Raw genomic sequence first — 20,515 nt, 5'->3', positions numbered from 1 at the left:
GGTAAAAAATATACGAAGACTCTTATGATACCGATGTCATTGAACTTGAAGGCGTTGAAGTGCTTATGCATCCAGACTTAATGAATAGGATAAAGTCAATGACCAAATGTAAAGTAATTCAGTTGACTAGAACTACCAGAGAAGAAGTTATTAATCCTGTGAAAAATAGATAAAGTTATATAGTATAAGTATGCCTTGCTTGGAAAGCCCTGTAAATCCAAAGGGTTAGTTTAGGTCATCAGATAGGTATTAGGGATTCTGTTAGCTGTTTCGAACACGTTTGCGTAATTTCAATGAAAATACTGCATATACTTGAGTATTTTTTAGTTTATAGCCAAAGCTTGAGCAATTAATTAAAAATTGAGTTGCTGGTTAAATACTCAAGTACGGTTAACGGTATGTAATTTCATAACCCAATGCTTTGTATCCCTTTTCTCGTTTTGAAAACATTCGCTTGAGTGTTGGGAAGTCATCAAGGTAATCATAAACCTGAACCGAATTTTTGTTGCTCCACTCTCGTCCAATTCGGCCAGCATATTGAGCTAATATACCCTTCCACGCTATAGGTAAGGTGATGAATAACGTATCCAAGTATGGTAAATCAAACCCTTCGCCAACATACTTACCTGTTGCAAGAATTACCTGTTTATCGTTACTTAGATCTTTGTTTTCTTCAAGCATAGCGATGCGCTCTTGCCGCTGTTTAGCTGATATTCCACCATGCAACTCTACAACCATTAGCTCTTTCTGCGTTAGTAAAGCTGACAAAAGCTCGATGTGCTCTTTTCTTTCGGTTAACACCATTACAGCACGTTTATCATCAATACAACGGAGAATATCGTCGACGATCTTTTGGTTTCTGCAATCACTGTTTACTAGGTGCTTATAAATTTGTGAAATATGAGGCTTAGTATCAGGCTCTAGCCACTCCTTAGGAAACGTTGTATCTGTTTCATGTGCTATCACTTGCCGATTAAACATTGAACCTGATTTAACGCCTTTATAAACAATATATCCAAGTTGAAACATCATTAGCTTTTCTAAGCCATCTTGCCGTTTTGGTGTTGCTGTAAACCCATGAAGGAATTTAGCATGACTGGATTTGATCAAGCTTTCATAGTTTGATGCTGATAAATGGTGGCATTCATCGACAATAATTTGCCCATATTTTTCAATGTATGGCTTTATATCCATACCGTTTCGACTGACTAAACTTTGATATGTAGCCACATCAACCTGATACGACAGCTTTTCCTTACCACCAAGTAATGAGCCAACTTCAGTATCTTTTAGAAAAACATTAATACGCCCTAACCACTGTTCAGCCAGTTGCCGGCTGTGAACTAATATTAAAGTGTTCACCTTGCGTTTAGCAATCAGTGCTAAAGCAGTAACTGTCTTACCAAAGCCTGTAGAAGCTTCGAGTATCCCAACAGATGAATCTAATAACGCATTTACTGCTTTATTCTGCTGACTTTTCAGCTTTCCTGTAAATTTAACCTTAATAAGCTTGTCACCTGAAAAACGCTTATCATCTAGATTTACTTCAATTTTTTGCTCGGTTAATTTAGCTTTTACAGACGATAAACAACCTCTCGGCAGAATTAAGAAGTGGCCTTCTATATGAGCTGCACAGATATATCTTGGAATCCCAATAGTAGATAACCGAAGGCCTTGCCGTTTATAAAACTCTGGATTAGAAAATACTGCTAACTGTTTTAGTATTGATGTTAATTTGCCGGGAAACTTCTCGATAGGAATATAAATTTGATCAGCAATAACTAAGGTTACTTCTTCCGGGCAATTGGCAATCACATCGTTATCAATAGTAGATAGTTTCTTCCAAGGCTTATCTGCCAAGTCATTATTAGCTTTTTCATCGATTAACGTTATTTCGGACAGCAACCCTTCAAGTGCTGTATTATCAACTTTTTGAATGGAAGCCAGCTTAGACCACTGGTCTTTATAAGCTATCCCTGACGAATCTATGAATACACTATTGTCTTGTTTTCTTGGCTCTAGTTGAAGAGGTAATGCTATCAAGTTACCAAAGCCACCTTCTGGCATAATATCTTGATTCGGAAACAAACGATCAAAGCAAGTAAATGAGAGCGCAGGGTACATTTCCATCGCTTTCGTTAATAGCCCATTACCCAACTTTCTAGCTTTGACTGCTTCAATAGCTTGCGAAAAGAAGATCCATACATGTCCACCATTGCCGCTTCTAGAGCGTTCGATAATGTGAGGTACTTTATAAAAATCACAGGCTTCAGAAAAAGCTTTAACGGAGTGAATCCAATCGTCTTTATCAAAATCAGCAGCAAGAATGTGGGTTGTGTTGTTCTCTAGAAGTGGGTAAATCCCAATCGTTTGATTCCCTTTTAGGTGATCAAATATCGCTTGACCATCATAATGCTTGAATTGTTGATTTGAGCATTCCGTGCAACTAATCCGTGGTTTATTACAAACTTTAGGTTTCCATTCATTCCAACACGCTGGCGAATAACCACTTCGCCCATTTTGCGATTCCCAACGAAACGGGTAAACGTCATTTCGACCTTTAAAATAAGAAATGAATAAATCGACTTTAGCTTTAGGTGAAACGTGTTGGTTAAAGTGTTTGGCTAGCTCGACTTCTTGTTGTGCAAGAATACTATTACGTTCATTTAACAATGACTCTTTTTCTTCAGCGAGCTGCTGAAGTCGATTATCAATTTCTAAGAGCCTATCTGATAACGAGCTGGACACATTAATTACTCAAAAGCAGTGTTAAGGTTTTCTGCTCTTAGTATTCGCATGACATCAACGCTGTCATTAGAAACGACATAGTAAATAGCATGTTTTCCATACACGCTTCGTCTATATCCCTTACGAATGTGATCTACAGCCTGATAATGCAACGGGTTTTCCGCAATGCTTTGAAACTGAATAATCAACCCATCAACGTATGATTTAGCCTGAGCTAACCCAAAGTTATCAATGCCATATTCAAATAGCTGCTCGAAATCCTGATCGGCAGCACTACTTAATCTATACTTCGCCATTAGTTTGTTTTCTAGCAATCACCGCATTAACAATATCTTCAGGAGAACGAGAGCTGAAACCGCTTTGCTCTGCTTTGAGCAGTTCTTGTCTAATAACTTCAACTTGGCTAGTACGCATTTGCTCTTTTCTGATTAAGTCTCGTAATAACTCACTGTCACTGGCATAATTGCCAGTAGCTAGCTGTGCTTGCATCCATTGTTCTTGTTGATCAGTTACTGTGATACTTTTCTTTACCATTGCCATAATTTACCTCCAATGAAAGAAACTTTGTAAGGATTCAATCCTACTTTATACTACCATAATAAAGTTTAGTTCAGAACTGGTAAGAATCAATTTGAGTTACACCATACAATTCATAGGTGGTAACAATATCGGTAAGTTGCTGGTCATGACCACGTTAAAAAGCGCACTTATAAAGGGATTATAAGCTTGCCAATGGGGCCTCATAATCGGCAGGTCCCCTGTTCAAGTCAGGGTGGGCCACCATTTTCTTCACGAAGCATTGTTTAAGTTCATTAGTTTTGACCAACGTTAATGATAAAGAGTCTGATATCGTTTCATCGGTAACGTCTTAGCTTCCATAGCCTTTATTAAAACTGTCATATCACAACTGTAGCATTTGCATTACTCGTTACTTAAATACTGGTTAGTCATTTAATGAAGTCGTCAATGCCTTCCAATACTTTCTATCTGCTAACTGGCACCTTCATCATACTTTCTATATTGGGCCAAGTTTCCACGAGCATTTATAGCCCTTTTTTTTACGACTTAGCGGTAATGTACAACAGTCACGTTGGCGTTATAGAAAAGAGCGTTGCTATTTTTCTTGTCGCCTTCTCTATGTCACAGCTTGTCTTTGGTATCGCCTGCGATTATGTCAACAAGCAAAAACTTCTGCTGTGCGGCATTTTGGTGTTCGGGGCAGGAACGATTATGCTCGTTTTCGCCGACACTGAAAAAACCTTTCTTATTGGGCGCATCATACAAGGCCTTGGCGGCGGTGTGGGTGTGTCTGTGTCCCGCGGTTTATCAAGGCAGATATTTTCTGAACAACAGCTAAATACCTCACTCTCGTTAACGAATATTGCATTCGCTGTTGCCCCTGCCATCGCTCCACTCGTGGGCACGTTGATTGGTGAGTCTTTCGGTACTACTGCCATCTTTTACTTTGTTCTAATGATGGGTGCTGTAGCGCTTGTACTGCTTTTATCGGTAATGTCTACCGTTTCGCAATACATTCCTTCTAACTCAAAGAATGTGCTAAGCGAGACACTGGTTCTTATCAAGGCATCAATTATAAAAATTGCCGCGGTAGGTATGGCGAGCGGGCTTCTTTATGGCATTGTGTTTAGCTTTATCACGGCCGCGCCATCTATGGTGATGGAGCAGTTCGGTTTAAGTAAAACAATGTTTTCAATCTACTCGCTATTTGCAACCCTATGCTTCGTATTAGGCAGCGTAATGAATATTCGTTTGGTAGCCACTCCTGTATTGCAGAAGTTTCGACTATCCAGCCTATTTATATTCGTGCTGTCACTTGTATTCTGGGTTCTCACTGTGCCTCTTCACGTAAATGCTTTAGCAATAGTATTGGGGTTCAGCTACATTGTTTTCTTTTTTATTGGCATAGCAATGCCGTGCAGTGTCACTATTATTCTTGGTTTTTCTGGCACCTCTGCTGGCTTTTTAGCAGCATTAACCGGCTTTTTTCACCTTACAGGAGCTGCGATTGGCGCTTACGCGGTAACCCTTTTAAATATGGAGCCTACAGCCTCTTTTGCCTACACCACATCCGCACTGAGCCTTGCCAGTATTCTTATCTGTTTATCATTGAAAAAGCATTAACTGATCATTCTTTCGACAATGTAATTTCAATCACGACTTAAAAACCGCGCTGGCTATAGTCAATAAACAAAAACTTCTTGTACTAACCTATTTGGTTTTCAAAACTCATCCCCATAATGTTGAAGCTTCCAAAAGTGGTTGGAAGTTATGATTGTTAAAAGGATATTAGAAACAATGAAACGCACTATTATCGCCAGTATTCTTGGCGCGCTCTCTTTAAATGCTTTCGCAGCTTCGCCTTCTTATGACTTCGTCAAAGCTGGATATGTACAAGCAGACATCGAAGACGCAGGCGACTTCGAGCCAACGGGCTTTCAAATTCAAGGCTTTAAATCTCTGAATGAAAGCGTATATCTTACTGGTCGTTACGGTCAGCTTGGTGAAGATGTTGCTGGGGTTGATATCGATTTAGATTATGCTTCAGCTGGTATTGGTTACCGCTATGGATTAACCGCTAATACAGACTTTTTTGGCGAAGTTACTTATGAGTATGTCAATTTAGATGTAGAACTAGACGGCATTTCTGGTGAAGACGACAACGGTTACGGCGTTTCCGCAGGTATTCGTTCAATGCTTACTGAGCAATTCGAATTGCGCGGTGCTATTCGTTATATCGACATTGAAGAAGACGACACTGCCTTTGAAATCGGTGCTGACTACTTTTTCACACCACAATTCTCGTTTGGTGCAACTTACGTTATTGCCGACGATGTAGACCTTCTAGGTGTATCAGCGCGCTATACGTTTTAATACGCTATCAATGATATAGCGAGTAAATGCCAAAGCCACGTCTTCTAACGTGGCTTTTTTGATGATTCTTCCTTCGCTTTGTTTGGAGTATGGCCCAACAAGCTACACTAAAGCATTCAACAAAGCGGTATCCTGAGGTAACCATTTTTTTAACCTTGAGGCTTTGTTTGTCCATTCCTTGTCGACAAGAAATTAGCGGCGCCTTCCTGCTCAATATTAACGGCAGTAATTGGGAATGGGATAACGATGCCCTCTTCGTCAAAACGCTTTTTCAGCAATTTGATAAACGCGCTTTTGATAAAGAATCGATTAAAGTATTCACGGGTTCTCAACATAACAGTTAAATTTATGCTTGAGTTATCAAAGGTATGAAACAACACAAACGGTTGAAAGGTATCTACCCCGTACTCATGCTCTTTTAAAATAGTATTGGCAACGTCTAGACATACCTTTTCCACGTGCTCTAAATCTGAACTGTAGTGCACGCCGACCTCGACCGGCACCGACAATTCCCGCTCAGGATAGTAATAGTTAATTAACTTAGAGTTAGATAACTTACTGTTAGGCATAATAACAATATTATTAGGCAGCATTCTGACCCACGTTGAGCGCCATCCTATTTTTTCAACAAACCCTTGCTCCCCTGAATCTAATTCTATGAAATCGCCGATGCGAATAGGCTTATCCATAACAAGTTGAATGCCTGAGAAGAAGTTTTCTAACGTGGGTTGAAGGGCTAAGGCTACCGCTAAAGAAGTGATACCCAGCGACGCCACCACGGGCGTTACTGACACACCCATAGTGCTTAAGATAATTAAAATGGCGAGTACGGCAAACACTGCCCTTACTGCACCACCAGCAATAGCGCTGGTGTTTTTTACAATGGTTGACTGGTCACGATAGCGTTTCAGTGAATAAGTAACAAATCTCTCGAAAAAGAGAACTAGCGTGATTATCAATCCAGCATCAATGGCCGTATCAAGCGCTTTTATAGGCGCTTCGCTTTCAACCCCAAAGACCGCAATGATGCTTTTAACTAACTGTGCAAAAATGATCAGTATCAGTAAGTTTAAAGGCGCGTTTAAAGACAGTACGAGCACCCGATAGATATCTGACATACTGCTTGTTTCTGAACGCGCCTTTGCCTTCAAACGCACCAATATGAGTCGCTTGATGGCGAAAAGCACAATAACAACACCAACTAGCCCCAGTATCGCAACTGTTTGCTCGTTATCGAAAATACTAATGTTGTTCACTGGTGAGGGCTCCTATCGAGGTGTTGTGCTTTTCATGAACTAATGTTTACGCAAGACCTACACCAAATGTTCTTTAGGAGTGAGAACTAGTCTGTCGTTGGTATTCTTTGGTAAGCCAATCGGAGGCCGTATTGCGGTCGGTAAAAAAGGAATATTCCAATTGCTCAAGCTCTGGAATTCGCTGAAACATCATCCCTTTGATCACTGGCCCTTTATACACATAAGCCTTGGCGACCAAACCGAATTCAGGCAGACGATTAATAATGCGTTTTACTATATCGAAAGCTTCTGGCGTAGCACCTTCTACACGACTGATGTCAGCGAGCAGCGCAAAAGGCTGATTATTTAGGCTCATAACTAATGAAAAAAGTGCTTTTTGATACTCTTCAGCGCTTTTCTGATTAAAAATGCCGTGCAGTTCCGACACAACAATGCCGTTATCATAATTAATAAAAGAAGTGCTTAAATGCTTTTGCATAGTCGAAACGAAACCTACTAACGTGGTTTAATAGTAGACCAAATTTTGTCTAATGGAACCGTACATTAGCTGTACGTGGTTCGACCTCAACAGTTGTTATGATCGCTTTAACGCTATAAGTTTTTCGTCATTGGGAAACTGCACTAATGCTTCAGTTAAAATCGTGTCGGCCTTTGAATTTGCACCGCTTTTCCTCAAAGCCAATATATAGTTGTGAACATAAGCATTTTGCGTTTTCCCCACGTCATAGCCTTTTTCAAACCAACGTACGGCTTCATCTTCATCAGCAGAAAGATAGTGATTTGCAACTAAAAAATAACTCAACCAATAATCTGGCCATTGGTTTGTCGCTGTTTCTAAGAAAGCTAATGCCTGCTCTTCATCACCAACTTTTAGCATATCGTAGGCAGCGCTTACATACGTAAATGGCGTCATCTCAGACGACGTTACTCCGGGGGGGACAGGCGCCAAATACCAATAATTCCCCCTCCCCCACGTTCTTTCAAACAATTCTAGAGACATTTCATGGTTTGGCGTTACACCAGTATGTAATGTTACTGAGCCTTTCTCACTATCGAATCCGATAACAACGGCATAATGCCATTGGGGGAGTAGCTGTATAGATAAATTCTGGAAAACGACTATCGGTATGTCGTCTTTAACAAACTGCAATAAAGAAGAAAGTGTTCCGCGTTCAGTGTATGGCAAAAGACCATACTGACGCGTAGCGCTAACCATTTCTAGTTGCAAACTTCCGTCCTTGTTTGGAATAAACAACTTAGGTGCGATTTCTTCTGGAGAAACATTTTTTCCGTAATATCCAAATACCCCAGATAACGTAGTAGGCCCACAGTAATACTGCTCCTGTGGAAAAAATGGCACTGTTTGAATAGTATGAGATTCAGGTAAGGAGGAGAGCCCCTCTTGTCGTAACTGATCAGCTTGCGGGGTAGACTGGCAACCAGTCAAAATAAGAAAAAGTGAAAAGCCTGCAAGATAGCAGGCTTTCTTAATAATGCCATTCATTCAATTAGCTGTTCACTGGGCGAATAAACGGATATACGTCGGTTACACCAACTAGATCTAAAATAGCAATCACTGCAAGAACAGTAAGTACCGCCCCAACAATACCGCCCGCAGGCGCTTGATTTATTTCATCGTTTAGCTGTGCAATCTCGCTATCTGTCATAGCATTAATTCTAGCAATGGCATCGTTGCTATCAACGCCCAAACTAACCAGTTTGCTCTGTACATCAGAGCGATTAACCATGTTAATCAGCTGGGTTTTATTATACTGAGCAACCTGAGTTTGCATAACGGCATCTGAACTAATTGCCTCAGCGTGCACGCTGCCAGACATTAAAACCGTTGCTGAAAAGCAACCAATTGCGATTTTTTTCAAGTACTTCATAGGATTTCCTTTTTAAAAATGCCCAGTTTTATTTTTCATTGTGTTAACTGCGTCATTGGTGCAGTTAACGCACGGTTCCATAAAACTTCGCACTGACTTCACAGGCGCGATTGCGTTCTGCGTTTTCATCTCAATTTAAGTTAGTAGCAAATTTTAGACCGTGCCATTAAGTACGTTCTTTTTTTATTTTCTCGCCTCAATAAAGCCTTGTAGTGCGCGGCTTGGCTATCGCGTACTCTCAAGCTCAGCCGTCATTAAAAAATCTACCGTTAGAATAAACCTAAAGCTGCTTACTTAAGTAGTGGGTAAAATTTTTACGTTTATGCATTATTTTCCTATGTGCTTATGTATCGTAATGCGCAGTGGAAATGGGGTATGCAACTTTCTATCGCCAAGGGAACTAAAAACTGTTCAAAATTCCCTCGACATGTCGCCTTCAATTCCTTATAGTGCGCGCGCTTTTAAATATTAGCGACGCTATTAATCGTTAGTATCTCTTCTCATCGTTTTACCCCTGGATACCTGTTTTGATTACCACCGCAAACATTACAATGCAGTTTGGCTCTAAGCCATTATTTGAAAATATTTCCGCAAAGTTCGGCAATGGCAACCGCTACGGCCTTATTGGCGCGAACGGTTGTGGCAAGTCAACCTTTATGAAAATTCTGAGTGGTAAGCTTACGCCCTCCTCCGGTAATGTCTCTATGTCACCTGGCACTAAGCTGGGCATTCTGAGTCAGGACCAGTTTGCGTTTGAAGAATTCAGCGTTGTCGATACTGTGATCATGGGCGACCGCGAGCTTTGGGAAGTAAAACAAGAGCGTGACGCCATTTATAGCAAAGCGGATATGAGCGAAGAAGACGGCATGCGTGTCGCCGACCTTGAAACGCAATTTGCCGAAATGGACGGTTATACCGCTGAAGCCCGCGCTGGGGATATCTTAAATTCTGCTGGCATTGACGAAAGCTACCATTTTGGTTTGATGAAAGAAGTCGCGCCAGGCAAGAAAGTGCGTGTACTTTTAGCGCAAGCCCTGTTCGCTGAACCAGACATTCTGCTTCTTGACGAACCGACCAACAACTTGGATATCTACACCATCAGTTGGTTGGCAGACGAACTTAACAAACGTAAATCGACCATGCTTATCATCTCGCACGACAGGCACTTTCTTAATTCTGTGTGCACCCACATGGCTGATATCGACTATGGTGAACTGCGTGTATATCCGGGCAACTACGATGATTACATCGAGGCGGCTATGCTAGTTCAAGAGCAGCTTCACGCTGAAAATGCGAAGAAGTCAGCTGAAATTGAAGAACTACAGAGCTTCGTAGCGCGCTTCTCTGCCAACGCTTCAAAAGCAAAGCAAGCGACCTCTCGTGCTCGTCGCTTGGAGAAAATTGAACTTGCTGAAGTGAAAGCCTCTAGCCGCCGCAAGCCATACATTGTCTTTAAGCAGCACAAAAAGCTTCACCGCCTCGCCATCACCCTTGAAAAGTTAGGCCATAGCTATCCAGACCTTCCGCTTTTTGATGATGCAAATTTGCTTCTGGAAGCCGGTCAGCGTTTGGCTATTATCGGTGAAAACGGCGCAGGAAAAACCACGCTGCTAAAATGTTTAGTAAACGACATTGAGCCCACCTCAGGTAGTTTCAAATGGGCAGAAAATGCTGCAATTGGTTATATTCCGCAGGATAACGCCAAGTACTTTGCAGAAGATATCACAATGTTTGAGTGGATGAGCCAATGGCGCAGCCCTAAACATGATGACCTTCAGATCAAAGGCATGCTAGGCCGTTTATTATTTACGTCTGACGATTTTAACAAGCGCGTACAGGTATGCTCTGGTGGTGAGAAGAACCGGTTGTTGTTCGGTAAATTAATGCTTGAAGACATTAACGTATTGGTGATGGATGAACCTACTAACCACATGGATATGGAATCGATTGAAGCGCTGAACAATGCACTCTATAAATTTGACGGCACGGTTATTTTTGTAAGCCACGACCGCGAGTTTGTTTCATCGCTAGCGACGCAAATTATCGAAATTAAGGATAAGCAGCTTAATCACTTCGACGGTAATTATGAAGAGTTCTTAGCGCATAAAGAGAACGCGTAAGTTAATTTAAAAAAGGGGCTATATTGCCCCTTTCAATGTTTACAAAGGAAGTTAATCAACTTTTCATTTGCCTGTAGACACGTCCGCTCCAATTAAGAACTGACGCGTCATTACCGCTAAATTATCAAAATACTCTACAAGCGCTGCCTTCACAGGTAAAAGCTCGTTCTCTGTAATATTTTCAAAATCTTCAGGGTCACGAAAATCTTCTAGTTGTTTGTTCTTTGCCAAGTAGCTCTGTGTTTCTTTCACACGCTCTAAACGCGTGATATCCACCGGTTTATCAATTGTCTCGATAGATATTTGAAAACTAGCAGATGCCATGTAGTTATCTAAACCCAGAAAGCTTCGTGTAAAGAGTCCATAACCTTGACTATAGTGCTCCGAACAACCGTACATGCCGCATTCCATTGCAGCTAGTGTTGGTGATTCTTTTATAATTACAACCGCTGTTATTCCCTCTGCAGTTAGCTTTTCTCTAATCGCCGCACTTGTTTCGTTAAATACCCATTCTTTATTTTCCACAGTGACAAAGCTCGGCGTGCTACCTTCAGAAAGGAAGTTCGATAAATCAACAACTTCGAATGAGGTCCCATTCTCTATTTTATTCTCGAAAGTTTTAAAGATAGTTTCTTTGAGCTGCCAGTCGTACTCATATTCTTTACTAAAGTTGTTAAAAATAGTGGTACCAACATGTGTGTGACTGGGGTACTCCTTAGCTACAACCAAAACGCCGACCTTACTTTTTTCAGGCGCTTTATAACCTGTTGTTGGAGGGACATATGTAGAGGCACACCCAGTAACTATGATAGATATTATTAGCAGCGCAAATAATTTAATTGGCAATTTCATTGTCGATCCTTCGTATTATTCTTAATTTTTAAACAATGGTTTTAATCTAAGATTAACTGTCTCAGCGCAAATTTTATAACTTAAAAAAGTAAGGTTATAAGTAACTTAAAATCGCACATCTTTTCAATAAAAACAACGTGCATTGGTATGGAATTTACCTGTGGATATTCGGACCGACTGAGAAGAAAAGCCTTCTGAGTAAACTCTGGCGTTAATGAATTAACCCAAGGTTAGCAAGTGAGGATATTCACCGTATAAATGAAATGACACCTAAACCAGGGTTTTATTTAAAACGAATGGGTAAATTTCACTGTAACAAATGCTCGCCATACTTATCGGATTGGAACGCCGATAACATGCCCGTGTGTATCGATATCCAAGTCTTTCTAATGCGTATTGGGGAATAGAATGCTCTTATCACACAGTAAGCAATTTTTATTTGTGCGTATTGCTAAAACGGAGGGAAAACGCACACAACAATGAAACATGTACTTAAATACGTGCGGCATGTTGATCGAAGCTTGAGCCTGAACTGTATTGTTTTAAAAAAGGAAATGTAACCATGAAATTCACTTCGTATTTAGGCATAGCAAGCCTGTCTTCATCATTATTGCTATCCGCGGCAGCCTTTGCTCAACAACCGCGAAACGCACAGCAGCCTCAAGGATGGATGTGGGGCTTTGGCGTGGCGGCGTCTCAAGACGTGTATACCGATTTCGACAACCGTATTGTTCCAATACCTATCATTGGCTACACGGGCGAAAAACTTCGCGTATACGGCCCCTTTGTGGGCTATCAACTTTTTCAGCAAGACGGTTTTACGCTAGACGCCCAACTGGTGCCTGTTTTTGCAGGCTATGAAGAAGACGATAGCGCCGTCTTCACCGGCATGGAAGACAGAGACTTTAGCTACGCCGCTGGGATAGGGCTTAATTACAACACCGGTGGCTGGGTTTATTCACTTTCCACCAGCGCGGATATATTAGGCAAGTTTGACGGGTATCAAGCGTCAGCCCGCATTGGTAAACGGTTTAGAATAGACCAGTATATGATAGAGCCATCCATAGGCGTAAACTACCAAGATAGTAACTATGTAGATTACTACTACGGCGTTCGCCCAGAAGAAGCCACTGCATTTCGCAGCGCTTATAATGGTGATGGGGCCTTGAATACTGAAATTCGTATTGCAGTGTCTACACGGCAGTTCTTCAAAGGCATAACGCGCTTAGAGCTAGGTGCGACATTCTTTGACGACAGTATTAGCGACAGCCCATTAACCGATGATGACACATCACTTAATGCAATGCTGGTATACACCCGCTTCTTCTAGTTTGCATTCGAGTTCTTTTCGCTTATCGCTTACTTGTCATCAGCTATCAATAGTGTCTTTTGATTGGCAATAGGCTATCCAATGTAAGCGACATTCGAAGTTTGTATACCAACATGCCTTCTAGTGAGGACATGTTGGTAGTACCTAAAACAGCAAGTAGCAGATATCGCTGGCAACACCGCATTGTCAGCGAAATTTGTCAAATCAGGCGGGCTTTTTAAACGCGAGCGTTTCCCATAGCGGTACGGTAGACAAGCTATGTTTGTAGCTGCCCGATGTTTCTTTGGTGCTGTAAGACAGATAAATCAGTGTTTTTGAATCGGCATCGTAAATTCTTCTAAGCTTCATGTTTTTGAAAAACACGCTTTTTGATTTTTTGAAGATCACTTCTCCTGAATCAGATTTATCAATAGCCTCTAGCATTTCAGCGGTAATGGGGCCAGTTTGTCTGCACGCGATAGAACTGTCTGATGGGTCTGACAAATCCAGGTTCGCTTCAATACTTGAAATATGACAGGTTACGCCAGTCACTACAGGGTCTTGAAGCGCGTCAATTTTAATATCTTTTGTAGTAAAAAGCCCTAGCGATACATCGCCCACTTCACTGTCGCTACAGCCCGCCAAAGTAAATACTGAAGCAGCGAGTAAACCTAATAGGGAGCTTTTCACAAAATTGCCATTCATAGAAGTACGAGCCTCTTGCGAATTGAACCAACGTCCATTTGTTTTCATACTTTTCCCACCGTTACCTTATTTATGATCTGCATTGTATTTACTCGAAATATCAAGCCTGGATCATTCTAACCTAACAGGTTTAACTGTGTCTTATCCATAAGGTCGCATTGCTTAATCAGTTGCTTTGCTTTTTCAATGTCCGGCGCGAAATAGCGATCTTTGTCGTAAAACGGTACTTGCTCTCTTAATAGCTGCATCAGCATCTGCAGCTTTTCGCTTGTTGCAAGCGGCTTTCTGAAATCTACTCCCTGACAGGCCGCTAGCCATTCAATGGCCAATATACCTGCTACATTATCAAAGATATCTCTTAACCTTCGCGCCGCAAACGTTGCCATGGATACATGGTCTTCTTGATTCGCCGACGTTGGCAAAGAATCGATTGATGCAGGGTGCGCCAAGGTTTTATTCTCGCTAGCGAGTGCCGCACAGGTTACTTGAGCAATCATGAACCCTGAATTTACTCCGCCATTTTCAACGAGAAACGGCGGTAGGCCGCTTAAATGGGTATCTATCATAAGCGACATTCTGCGCTCTGATAGCGCGCCAATTTCAGAAAGTGCAATTGCTAACATATCTGCCGCCATCGCCACAGTTTCTGCATGAAAATTTCCGCCAGATAAAATATCTCCCGCTGGCGTGACAGTATTGCTGCCACTTTCAACGAAGACCAGAGGGTTGTCGCTAACACCATTGGCTTCAACCTCTAAAATATCTTTGGCATAGCGCATTTGCTGTAAACAGGCGCCCATAACCTGTGGCTGACAACGCAAAGAGTAAGGGTCTTGTACCTTTTCACATCGCTGGTGAGAATTTCCAATTTCAGATGTATCAAGAAGAAATCTAAAGGCGGCAGCCACATCGCACTGACTCTTATGACCGCGAACTTCATGGATACGTGCATCGAACGGGACGCGAGAGCCAAGGGCCGCCTCCACTGTTAGCGCACCAATGCCAATAGCACTATGAAGGGCATTTTCAGTGTAAAACAACCCTTGAAGCGCAAACGCTGTCGACGCTTGCGTACCGTTTAATAACGCCAATCCTTCTTTAGGCGCAAGGGCAATAGGCTGCATACTGGCTATTTCGAGTGCTTTAGCCGCACTAATTCGCGATCCTTTGAAAAAGGCTTCCCCCTCTCCTAGCAGCACCACGCTCATATGGGCTAGCGGTGCGAGGTCTCCACTGGCCCCGACCGAACCTTTTTCAGGAATGGCGGGATAAACCTGTGCATTAAACAAAGTAATCAGCGCTTCTATTACACTTAACCGAATGCCTGAATACCCCCTGGCCAAAGAGTTTATTTTTAATAACATGAGCAAGCGGACAGTATCTTCTTGCATAAAATCGCCCGTACCGGCCGCATGCGATAACACGATACTGCGCTGTAATAACTCCAACTCATCAACATGAATACGCGTATTAGCCAACAAACCAAAGCCCGTATTAATGCCATAAACAGTTCGGTTCTCTTTAATTACATTGAGCACAACTTGCTCGGCGGCGTTTATAGCCGGTATAGCACTCTCATCCAGCGACAAGTGGATATGATGCCTATGCACTTCTCTTAATTGTTCAAGGGTCAGTGTGCCTGGTACAAGGTTTAACTGCTTAACGCCAGCGTTATCAGTGAAGAAAGACGAATGTGACATGATTACGCCTCCCCGCCTGCTCGTTTGTCAGGCCCTTTATCTGAAGCTTTAACTGCGTGTTGGTTTAGACCTGTACCACTCCCTTCCTGAGTGCTACCCGCACAATCTATCATAGGAAGGTCGAGGTTGTGCGCAGCAGCGCAGTCTTTCGCTATGTCGTAGCCTGCATCAGCATGACGCATCACGCCTGTGGCAGGATCATTATGGAGTACTCGGGCTATACGCTCAGCCGCTTCATCAGTGCCGTCACACACTATTACAACGCCCGAGTGCTGACTAAAGCCCATACCTACACCGCCTCCATGGTGAAGGCTCACCCAGGTTGCGCCACCCGCGGTGTTTAACAGGGCGTTTAGTAGCGGCCAGTCTGAAACAGCATCTGAACCATCAAGCATGGCCTCAGTTTCTCTATTTGGTGAAGCCACTGAGCCCGAATCAAGGTGATCCCGACCAATCACGACTGGCGCGCTAAGCTCACCACTTCGAACCATTTCATTAAATGCTAACCCTAGCTTTTGGCGTTCTCCTAGTCCCACCCAGCAAATACGCGCGGGAAGACCCTGGAATTGAATACGCGCTTTGGCCATATCTAACCAGTTATGTAGATGTGGATTGTTGGGTATGAGTTCTTTAACCTTGGCATCAGTTTTATAAATATCTTCTGGATCACCGGACAACGCCGCCCATCTAAAAGGTCCTATGCCCTGACAGAAAAGCGGTCGAATATAGGCAGGAACAAACCCCGGGAAATCGAAAGCATGTTCAATACCCTCTTCTAGTGCCATCTGCCTGATGTTGTTGCCGTAATCGAGGGTGGCGGCACCCGCTTGCTGAAAACCAAGCATGGCTTTAACTTGCAGTGCCATCGACTGTTTTGCTTGTTTAACAACGCACGCTTCATCTTTTTTACGTTGCGCTTCGGCTTGATCTAGGGTCCAACCCACTGGCAGATAGCCATTTAGTGGGTCGTGGGCACTCGTTTGATCAGTTACTACGTCAGGGATAATCCCCTTTGATAACATATCTGGAAATACCTCTGCAGCATTTCCAAGCAAACCTATTGATACTGGCTTACCGTCTTGCTTGGCCTCATCTAGAAAGGCTAAAGCCTCTTCTAACGAATGTGCTTTTTTGTCTAAATAACCTGTTCGAATTCTGAAATCTATACGGGTTTCATCAACCTCTACCGCCACCATAGAAAAGCCCGCCATGGTCGCGGCCAAGGGCTGTGCTCCGCCCATTCCACCCAATCCGCCAGTTAAAATCCAGCGCCCTTCAGCCCTGCCTTCAAAATGTGTTTTCGCCACGCTTACAAAGGTTTCATACGTGCCTTGAACAATGCCCTGCGAGCCAATGTAAATCCACGACCCTGCCGTCATTTGCCCGTACATCATCAAACCCGCTTTATCTAGCGCGTTAAAGTGCTCCCAGTTTGCCCAGTGAGGTACAAGGTTAGAGTTAGCTATAAGTACTCGCGGCGCATTTTCATGAGTGGGAAATACGCCAACCGGTTTGCCTGATTGAATAAGTAGAGTTTCGTCGGTATTTAAGCGCTTGAGTACTTCAACAATTTTATCGTACGACGCCCAATCACGGGCAGCTCGACCAATACCACCGTAAACTACAAGATTTTGCGGGTGCTCAGCCACTTCCGGATCCAAATTATTCATTAACATGCGAAGCGGAGCTTCGGTTTGCCAGCTCTTCGCATTGAGCTTACTGCCTCTTGGGGCACGAATATCTCTTGTAGGGTCGAGGCGTTTCATAAACTTCTCCTAGGCATATTTTTTGACTTGCCAATTTATATTTTTATTAGGAAGTATCTGTTTTAAAAAGTAGCGAGTTATTGGCGCTCGCGGCGCAGTAATACTTAGAACTCTAGATGTCCTCCCAGACGGTATCGACTACCTGGATGATAGAGAACGGCGTAGCTCACGACAGCACTTGATGTGTTTTTTGCGCGCGTCTTAGCAGATAGCGACTCGCCGCTGTCACTTAAATGGTTGTTTAATGCATTTGGCACTCGGGAGAATGTCCGTCGTGTAATTTTAAGGCATGGTTCTTTGGGTTTGATTAATAGCGCCTGCGCAATATCTTTTTCAACAACCACCGCCTCTACACTGTTATCGGCTTGTGAAAGGGGCGCGACTTGATTCAGATAAAAGTTTGCGGTTTGCGCTTTAAAATCTTTATTTAAGTAATCGTCTATCCATGCCGGGTTAACCCACCTGTCCTCATACTGAACAGGTAAGTTATTCTCGCAATGTACAATAATGCTGTGAAACACGGGAGCGCCTAAATCGACGGCCAAGCGCTGGGAAATGGTATCGCTGGCAGGCGCGGTTTCCAATACTAAAATTTCGTTGGTGTAACGGTGGCCTCGCTGCTCAATTTCATCGCGAATACTTTTAATTTCTAGCATTGAGCTCATAGGGCGACTATCCGACACAAAAGTGCCGATCCCTTGGCTACGCATCAAAATGCCTTCGTCCACCATTTCACTTAGTGCTCTTCGCGCAGTCATCCGGCTAACACTGTGTTGTTGCGCTAGCTGATTTTCCGAGGGCACCTGACTGCCTGGCTTCATGTCACCGTTTTCAATGGCATCTAAAATTGCCGCTTTAATTACCCTGTATCGAGGTTGCATATCGTGGAGTCACAACTAAATTGTTAATAGTATGCTAACAGCATACTTGTATATACAAGTATGCACAAGTACACTTACTTCAAAATTTACACTACTTTCAGTAGTGACTCTGGATAGAGTTAAACAAAGAGTGACTTAGAGTGGACCACGTTATGGGTTATCAGTACGACACGCTTATTTACAATGTTCGCATTGCGTCTATGCAAGACAACGGCTTTCCTTATGGCGAACTATCGTCACATGCTATTGCCATAACAGCCGGCAGAATTGCTGCGTTAATTCCTTGCCATGACGCACTGGGCGAGGTATTCCAGCAAGCCAATACCGTCATAGACGCCACTACTCTAATTCCGCAAGATGAAGGGGATAAAACTAAACTTCCTTGGCTATTGCCTGGTTTTATAGATTGTCATACTCATTTAGTTTACGGCGGTAACCGCGCTGAAGAATTTGAAATGCGTTTACAGGGTGCAAGCTATGTGGACATTGCACAACTAGGCGGTGGCATTAAAGGCACAGTGGAAAAAACACGACGAGCAGATGAGCCCACTTTGCTTAATACCGCGATAAAGCGAGCAAAGCGACTGTGCGAAGAAGGTGTTACCACCATTGAAGTAAAATCAGGATATGGGCTGGATTTAAACACTGAAGTGCGCATGTTACGTGTAGCTAAATCGCTTGAGCAGCACCTTCCTGTGAGTATTCAAACCACCTATTTAGGCGCTCACGCCCTACCAAACGAATACGCTGAGGACCCAGACGGGTATATCAATTTTATTTGTGAAGAGGCACTTCCTCACATTGCCTCGCAACATTTGGCTGACGCCGTTGATGTATTTTGTGAAACCATCGGTTTCTCTACTTCACAAACAGAACGTGTATTTAGCAGTGCACAGAAGCATGGCCTGCCAATTAAAGCTCATGTAGAGCAGCTTAGCGACAGCAAAGGCGCAGTTCTAGCAGCTAAGTACGGCGCACTATCGGTAGATCATATCGAATATTTAGCTGACAGCGATATTCCTTTACTTGCACAAAGTGGCACCGTTGCCGTGCTGTTACCGGGCGCATTTTATTATTTAAGCGAAGTGCAAAAGCCGCCGGTAAGTGCTCTAAGGGCGCACAATGTGCCCATGGCCTTAGCGACTGACTTTAATCCAGGTACTTCGCCGATAGCCTCTATCCTTACCGCGATAAATATGGGGTGTGTGCTGTTTCAACTCACCCCAGAAGAAGCGCTACGCGGCGCTACAATGCACGCGGCGAGTGCACTCGGGCTGCACGACCGAGGTGTTATTGAAGCAGGCAAGCTTGCTGACTTAACGCTGTGGGATATCGAAACGCCCGCTGAGCTTGCCTATTGTATTAATGGCCACCGCCCTGTGGCGGTTTATAAGGAAGGTAAACATGTTTGAATGGGAAGGCAGAGTAGACAGTGAAGACGGTGTTGAGGGCCTACGTTGGCATCAAAAAGTCAGCGAAATCGAGGCAGGCGACGAAACTGCGTTAGCCGACTCCGTTACTCTTGTTGGTTTTGAAAGTGATTTGGGTGTGGCATTTAACAAAGGCCGCGTAGGTGCAGCTGCTGGTCCAAACGCTATTCGCCATGCGCTTGCAAACTTGCCTTGGCACTGGCCAGGCACATCATTGGCGGATTTAGGGAATGTTACTGCCCAAGATAACTTAGCCCAAGCACAAACTCAATATGCCGATGCCATCAGCTATGCCCTCAAGCAAAATGACGGATTAGTCATTGGACTGGGAGGGGGACATGAAATCGCATGGGGTAGTTATCAAGGGCTTTTCAAGGCTAAATCCCCAAATATCCGCATTGGTATCATTAATTTCGACGCCCACTTCGACCTAAGAAAACCATCTCCAAACAGCAGTTCAGGTACGCCATTTAGGCAAGTGTACGAGCATTGTCAGCTTCACGACACACCGTTTCATTACACTTGCTTGGGCGTATCTAAAGCAGCCAATACACCGGCGCTATTTAACTTTGCTAATGCGTCTAACACCCGTTATTTAACCGATGTGGCGTTAAATGATGAGTCGCTGTGTATGCAGCGAATAGATGAACTGCTATCTCCGATGCTAAAAGACATTGATGCGCTTTATGTCACCATATGTTTAGATGCGTTCCAAGCAGCACAAGCACCTGGCGTTAGCGCGCCCAGTGCGTTGGGAATTTCCCCCACGCTTGTTATCAACACACTGCACTTTTTAGCACAGCAACAAAGTACTTACGGGTATCAGTGGAGACTGTGTGACGTTGCAGAAATGAACCCCAATTATGATATTGATAGCCGCACAGCAAAACTGGCTGCACGGCTAATTTTTGAAGCGGTAGATGCAATAAGTTCGCACACTTAACATGTTTAACGCTTTTACGTTTGA

18 protein-coding genes are annotated in these 20,515 nt (G+C 43.2%); 6 read left to right on the top strand and 12 right to left on the bottom strand.

The annotated features are described in order from the left end of the window. Positions 1–390: 390 nt before the first annotated feature. From ACM0P2_RS04370 to ACM0P2_RS04360, 3 genes are read right to left on the bottom strand one after another with little or no spacing between them, the layout of a single operon-like run. Positions 391–2,748: a TOTE conflict system archaeo-eukaryotic primase domain-containing protein gene (locus ACM0P2_RS04370; protein ID WP_419227361.1), complete on the bottom strand. Its 2,358-nt coding sequence runs from the start codon at positions 2,746–2,748 to the stop codon at positions 391–393. Positions 2,749–2,753: 5 nt separating this feature from the next. After that, positions 2,754–3,044 carry a type II toxin-antitoxin system RelE/ParE family toxin gene (locus ACM0P2_RS04365; RefSeq protein WP_159118493.1) on the bottom strand — a complete coding sequence of 97 codons (291 nt, stop codon included), beginning with the start codon at positions 3,042–3,044 and terminating at the stop codon, positions 2,754–2,756. Continuing rightward, the gene (locus ACM0P2_RS04360; RefSeq protein ID WP_159118492.1) at positions 3,031–3,288 is read right to left on the bottom strand and encodes a ribbon-helix-helix domain-containing protein; all 258 of its coding nucleotides are present in this window, start codon (positions 3,286–3,288) and stop codon (positions 3,031–3,033) included. The genes ACM0P2_RS04365 and ACM0P2_RS04360 overlap by 14 nt, the downstream gene beginning before the upstream one ends. Before the next feature lie 426 nt (positions 3,289–3,714). Here ACM0P2_RS04360 and ACM0P2_RS04355 point away from each other — a divergent pair, with 426 nt between their 5' ends. Continuing rightward, positions 3,715–4,890, top strand: a complete 1,176-nt coding sequence (locus ACM0P2_RS04355) for an MFS transporter (RefSeq protein WP_236547101.1) — start codon at positions 3,715–3,717, stop codon at positions 4,888–4,890. Positions 4,891–5,064: 174 nt separating this feature from the next. Next, a complete protein-coding gene (locus tag ACM0P2_RS04350; RefSeq protein ID WP_159118490.1) occupies positions 5,065–5,640 on the top strand; it encodes an outer membrane beta-barrel protein in 576 nt (191 codons plus the stop codon). A gap of 149 nt (positions 5,641–5,789) precedes the next feature. On the opposite strand, the gene ACM0P2_RS04345 is transcribed toward ACM0P2_RS04350, so the two are convergent. The 4 genes from ACM0P2_RS04345 to ACM0P2_RS04330 all read right to left on the bottom strand — a co-directional run bounded on the left by ACM0P2_RS04345 (position 5,790) and on the right by ACM0P2_RS04330 (position 8,785). Next, the gene (locus ACM0P2_RS04345; RefSeq protein ID WP_173359633.1) at positions 5,790–6,896 is read right to left on the bottom strand and encodes a mechanosensitive ion channel family protein; all 1,107 of its coding nucleotides are present in this window, start codon (positions 6,894–6,896) and stop codon (positions 5,790–5,792) included. A gap of 73 nt (positions 6,897–6,969) precedes the next feature. Continuing rightward, positions 6,970–7,374: a hypothetical protein gene (locus tag ACM0P2_RS04340; RefSeq protein WP_159118488.1), complete on the bottom strand. Its 405-nt coding sequence runs from the start codon at positions 7,372–7,374 to the stop codon at positions 6,970–6,972. A gap of 96 nt (positions 7,375–7,470) precedes the next feature. After that, complete coding sequence (locus tag ACM0P2_RS04335) at positions 7,471–8,400, bottom strand: PA2778 family cysteine peptidase (protein WP_419227360.1); 930 nt, start codon at positions 8,398–8,400, stop codon at positions 7,471–7,473. Positions 8,401–8,404: 4 nt separating this feature from the next. Continuing rightward, a complete protein-coding gene (locus ACM0P2_RS04330) occupies positions 8,405–8,785 on the bottom strand; it encodes a PA2779 family protein (protein WP_105930603.1) in 381 nt (126 codons plus the stop codon). A gap of 527 nt (positions 8,786–9,312) precedes the next feature. Between ACM0P2_RS04330 and ACM0P2_RS04325 the strand changes: the two genes are divergently transcribed. After that, complete coding sequence (locus ACM0P2_RS04325) at positions 9,313–10,905, top strand: ABC-F family ATPase (RefSeq protein ID WP_105930604.1); 1,593 nt, start codon at positions 9,313–9,315, stop codon at positions 10,903–10,905. A gap of 63 nt (positions 10,906–10,968) precedes the next feature. Here ACM0P2_RS04325 and ACM0P2_RS04320 read toward each other — a convergent pair whose 3' ends face one another. Next, positions 10,969–11,757 (bottom strand): hypothetical protein, encoded by a 789-nt coding sequence (locus ACM0P2_RS04320; protein WP_159118485.1) that lies wholly within the window; start codon positions 11,755–11,757, stop codon positions 10,969–10,971. A gap of 562 nt (positions 11,758–12,319) precedes the next feature. Here ACM0P2_RS04320 and ACM0P2_RS04315 point away from each other — a divergent pair. Next, complete coding sequence (locus ACM0P2_RS04315) at positions 12,320–13,087, top strand: MipA/OmpV family protein (protein ID WP_419227359.1); 768 nt, start codon at positions 12,320–12,322, stop codon at positions 13,085–13,087. 204 nt (positions 13,088–13,291) lie between these two features. Here ACM0P2_RS04315 and ACM0P2_RS04310 read toward each other — a convergent pair whose 3' ends face one another. From ACM0P2_RS04310 to ACM0P2_RS04295, 4 genes are all read right to left on the bottom strand, one after another. Beyond that, on the bottom strand, positions 13,292–13,819 hold the full coding sequence (locus tag ACM0P2_RS04310) for a CreA family protein (protein WP_159118483.1): 528 nt from the start codon (positions 13,817–13,819) through the stop codon (positions 13,292–13,294). 68 nt (positions 13,820–13,887) lie between these two features. Then, positions 13,888–15,471: a histidine ammonia-lyase gene (hutH, locus tag ACM0P2_RS04305; RefSeq protein ID WP_419227358.1), complete on the bottom strand. Its 1,584-nt coding sequence runs from the start codon at positions 15,469–15,471 to the stop codon at positions 13,888–13,890. A gap of 2 nt (positions 15,472–15,473) precedes the next feature. Then, positions 15,474–17,237: a urocanate hydratase gene (hutU, locus tag ACM0P2_RS04300; RefSeq protein WP_236547100.1), complete on the bottom strand. Its 1,764-nt coding sequence runs from the start codon at positions 17,235–17,237 to the stop codon at positions 15,474–15,476. Positions 17,238–17,341: 104 nt separating this feature from the next. Next, complete coding sequence (locus ACM0P2_RS04295) at positions 17,342–18,118, bottom strand: UTRA domain-containing protein (protein ID WP_159118481.1); 777 nt, start codon at positions 18,116–18,118, stop codon at positions 17,342–17,344. 152 nt (positions 18,119–18,270) lie between these two features. On the opposite strand from ACM0P2_RS04295, the gene hutI reads away from it, so the two are divergent. Beyond that, positions 18,271–19,530 carry an imidazolonepropionase gene (gene hutI / locus ACM0P2_RS04290; RefSeq protein WP_419227688.1) on the top strand — a complete coding sequence of 420 codons (1,260 nt, stop codon included), beginning with the start codon at positions 18,271–18,273 and terminating at the stop codon, positions 19,528–19,530. Next, a complete protein-coding gene (gene hutG / locus ACM0P2_RS04285) occupies positions 19,523–20,491 on the top strand; it encodes a formimidoylglutamase (RefSeq protein WP_159118479.1) in 969 nt (322 codons plus the stop codon). Before hutI ends, hutG begins: the two co-directional genes overlap by 8 nt. The last annotated feature ends 24 nt before the right edge of the window (positions 20,492–20,515 follow it).

Origin of the sequence: Alteromonas sp. OM2203 (genome assembly GCF_048517045.1) — a bacterium.
Classification (GTDB): Bacteria; Pseudomonadota; Gammaproteobacteria; order Enterobacterales; family Alteromonadaceae; genus Alteromonas; species Alteromonas gracilis.
Note: the sequence above shows the minus strand (reverse complement) of the source record. Positions and strands in the feature narration are given on the sequence as shown.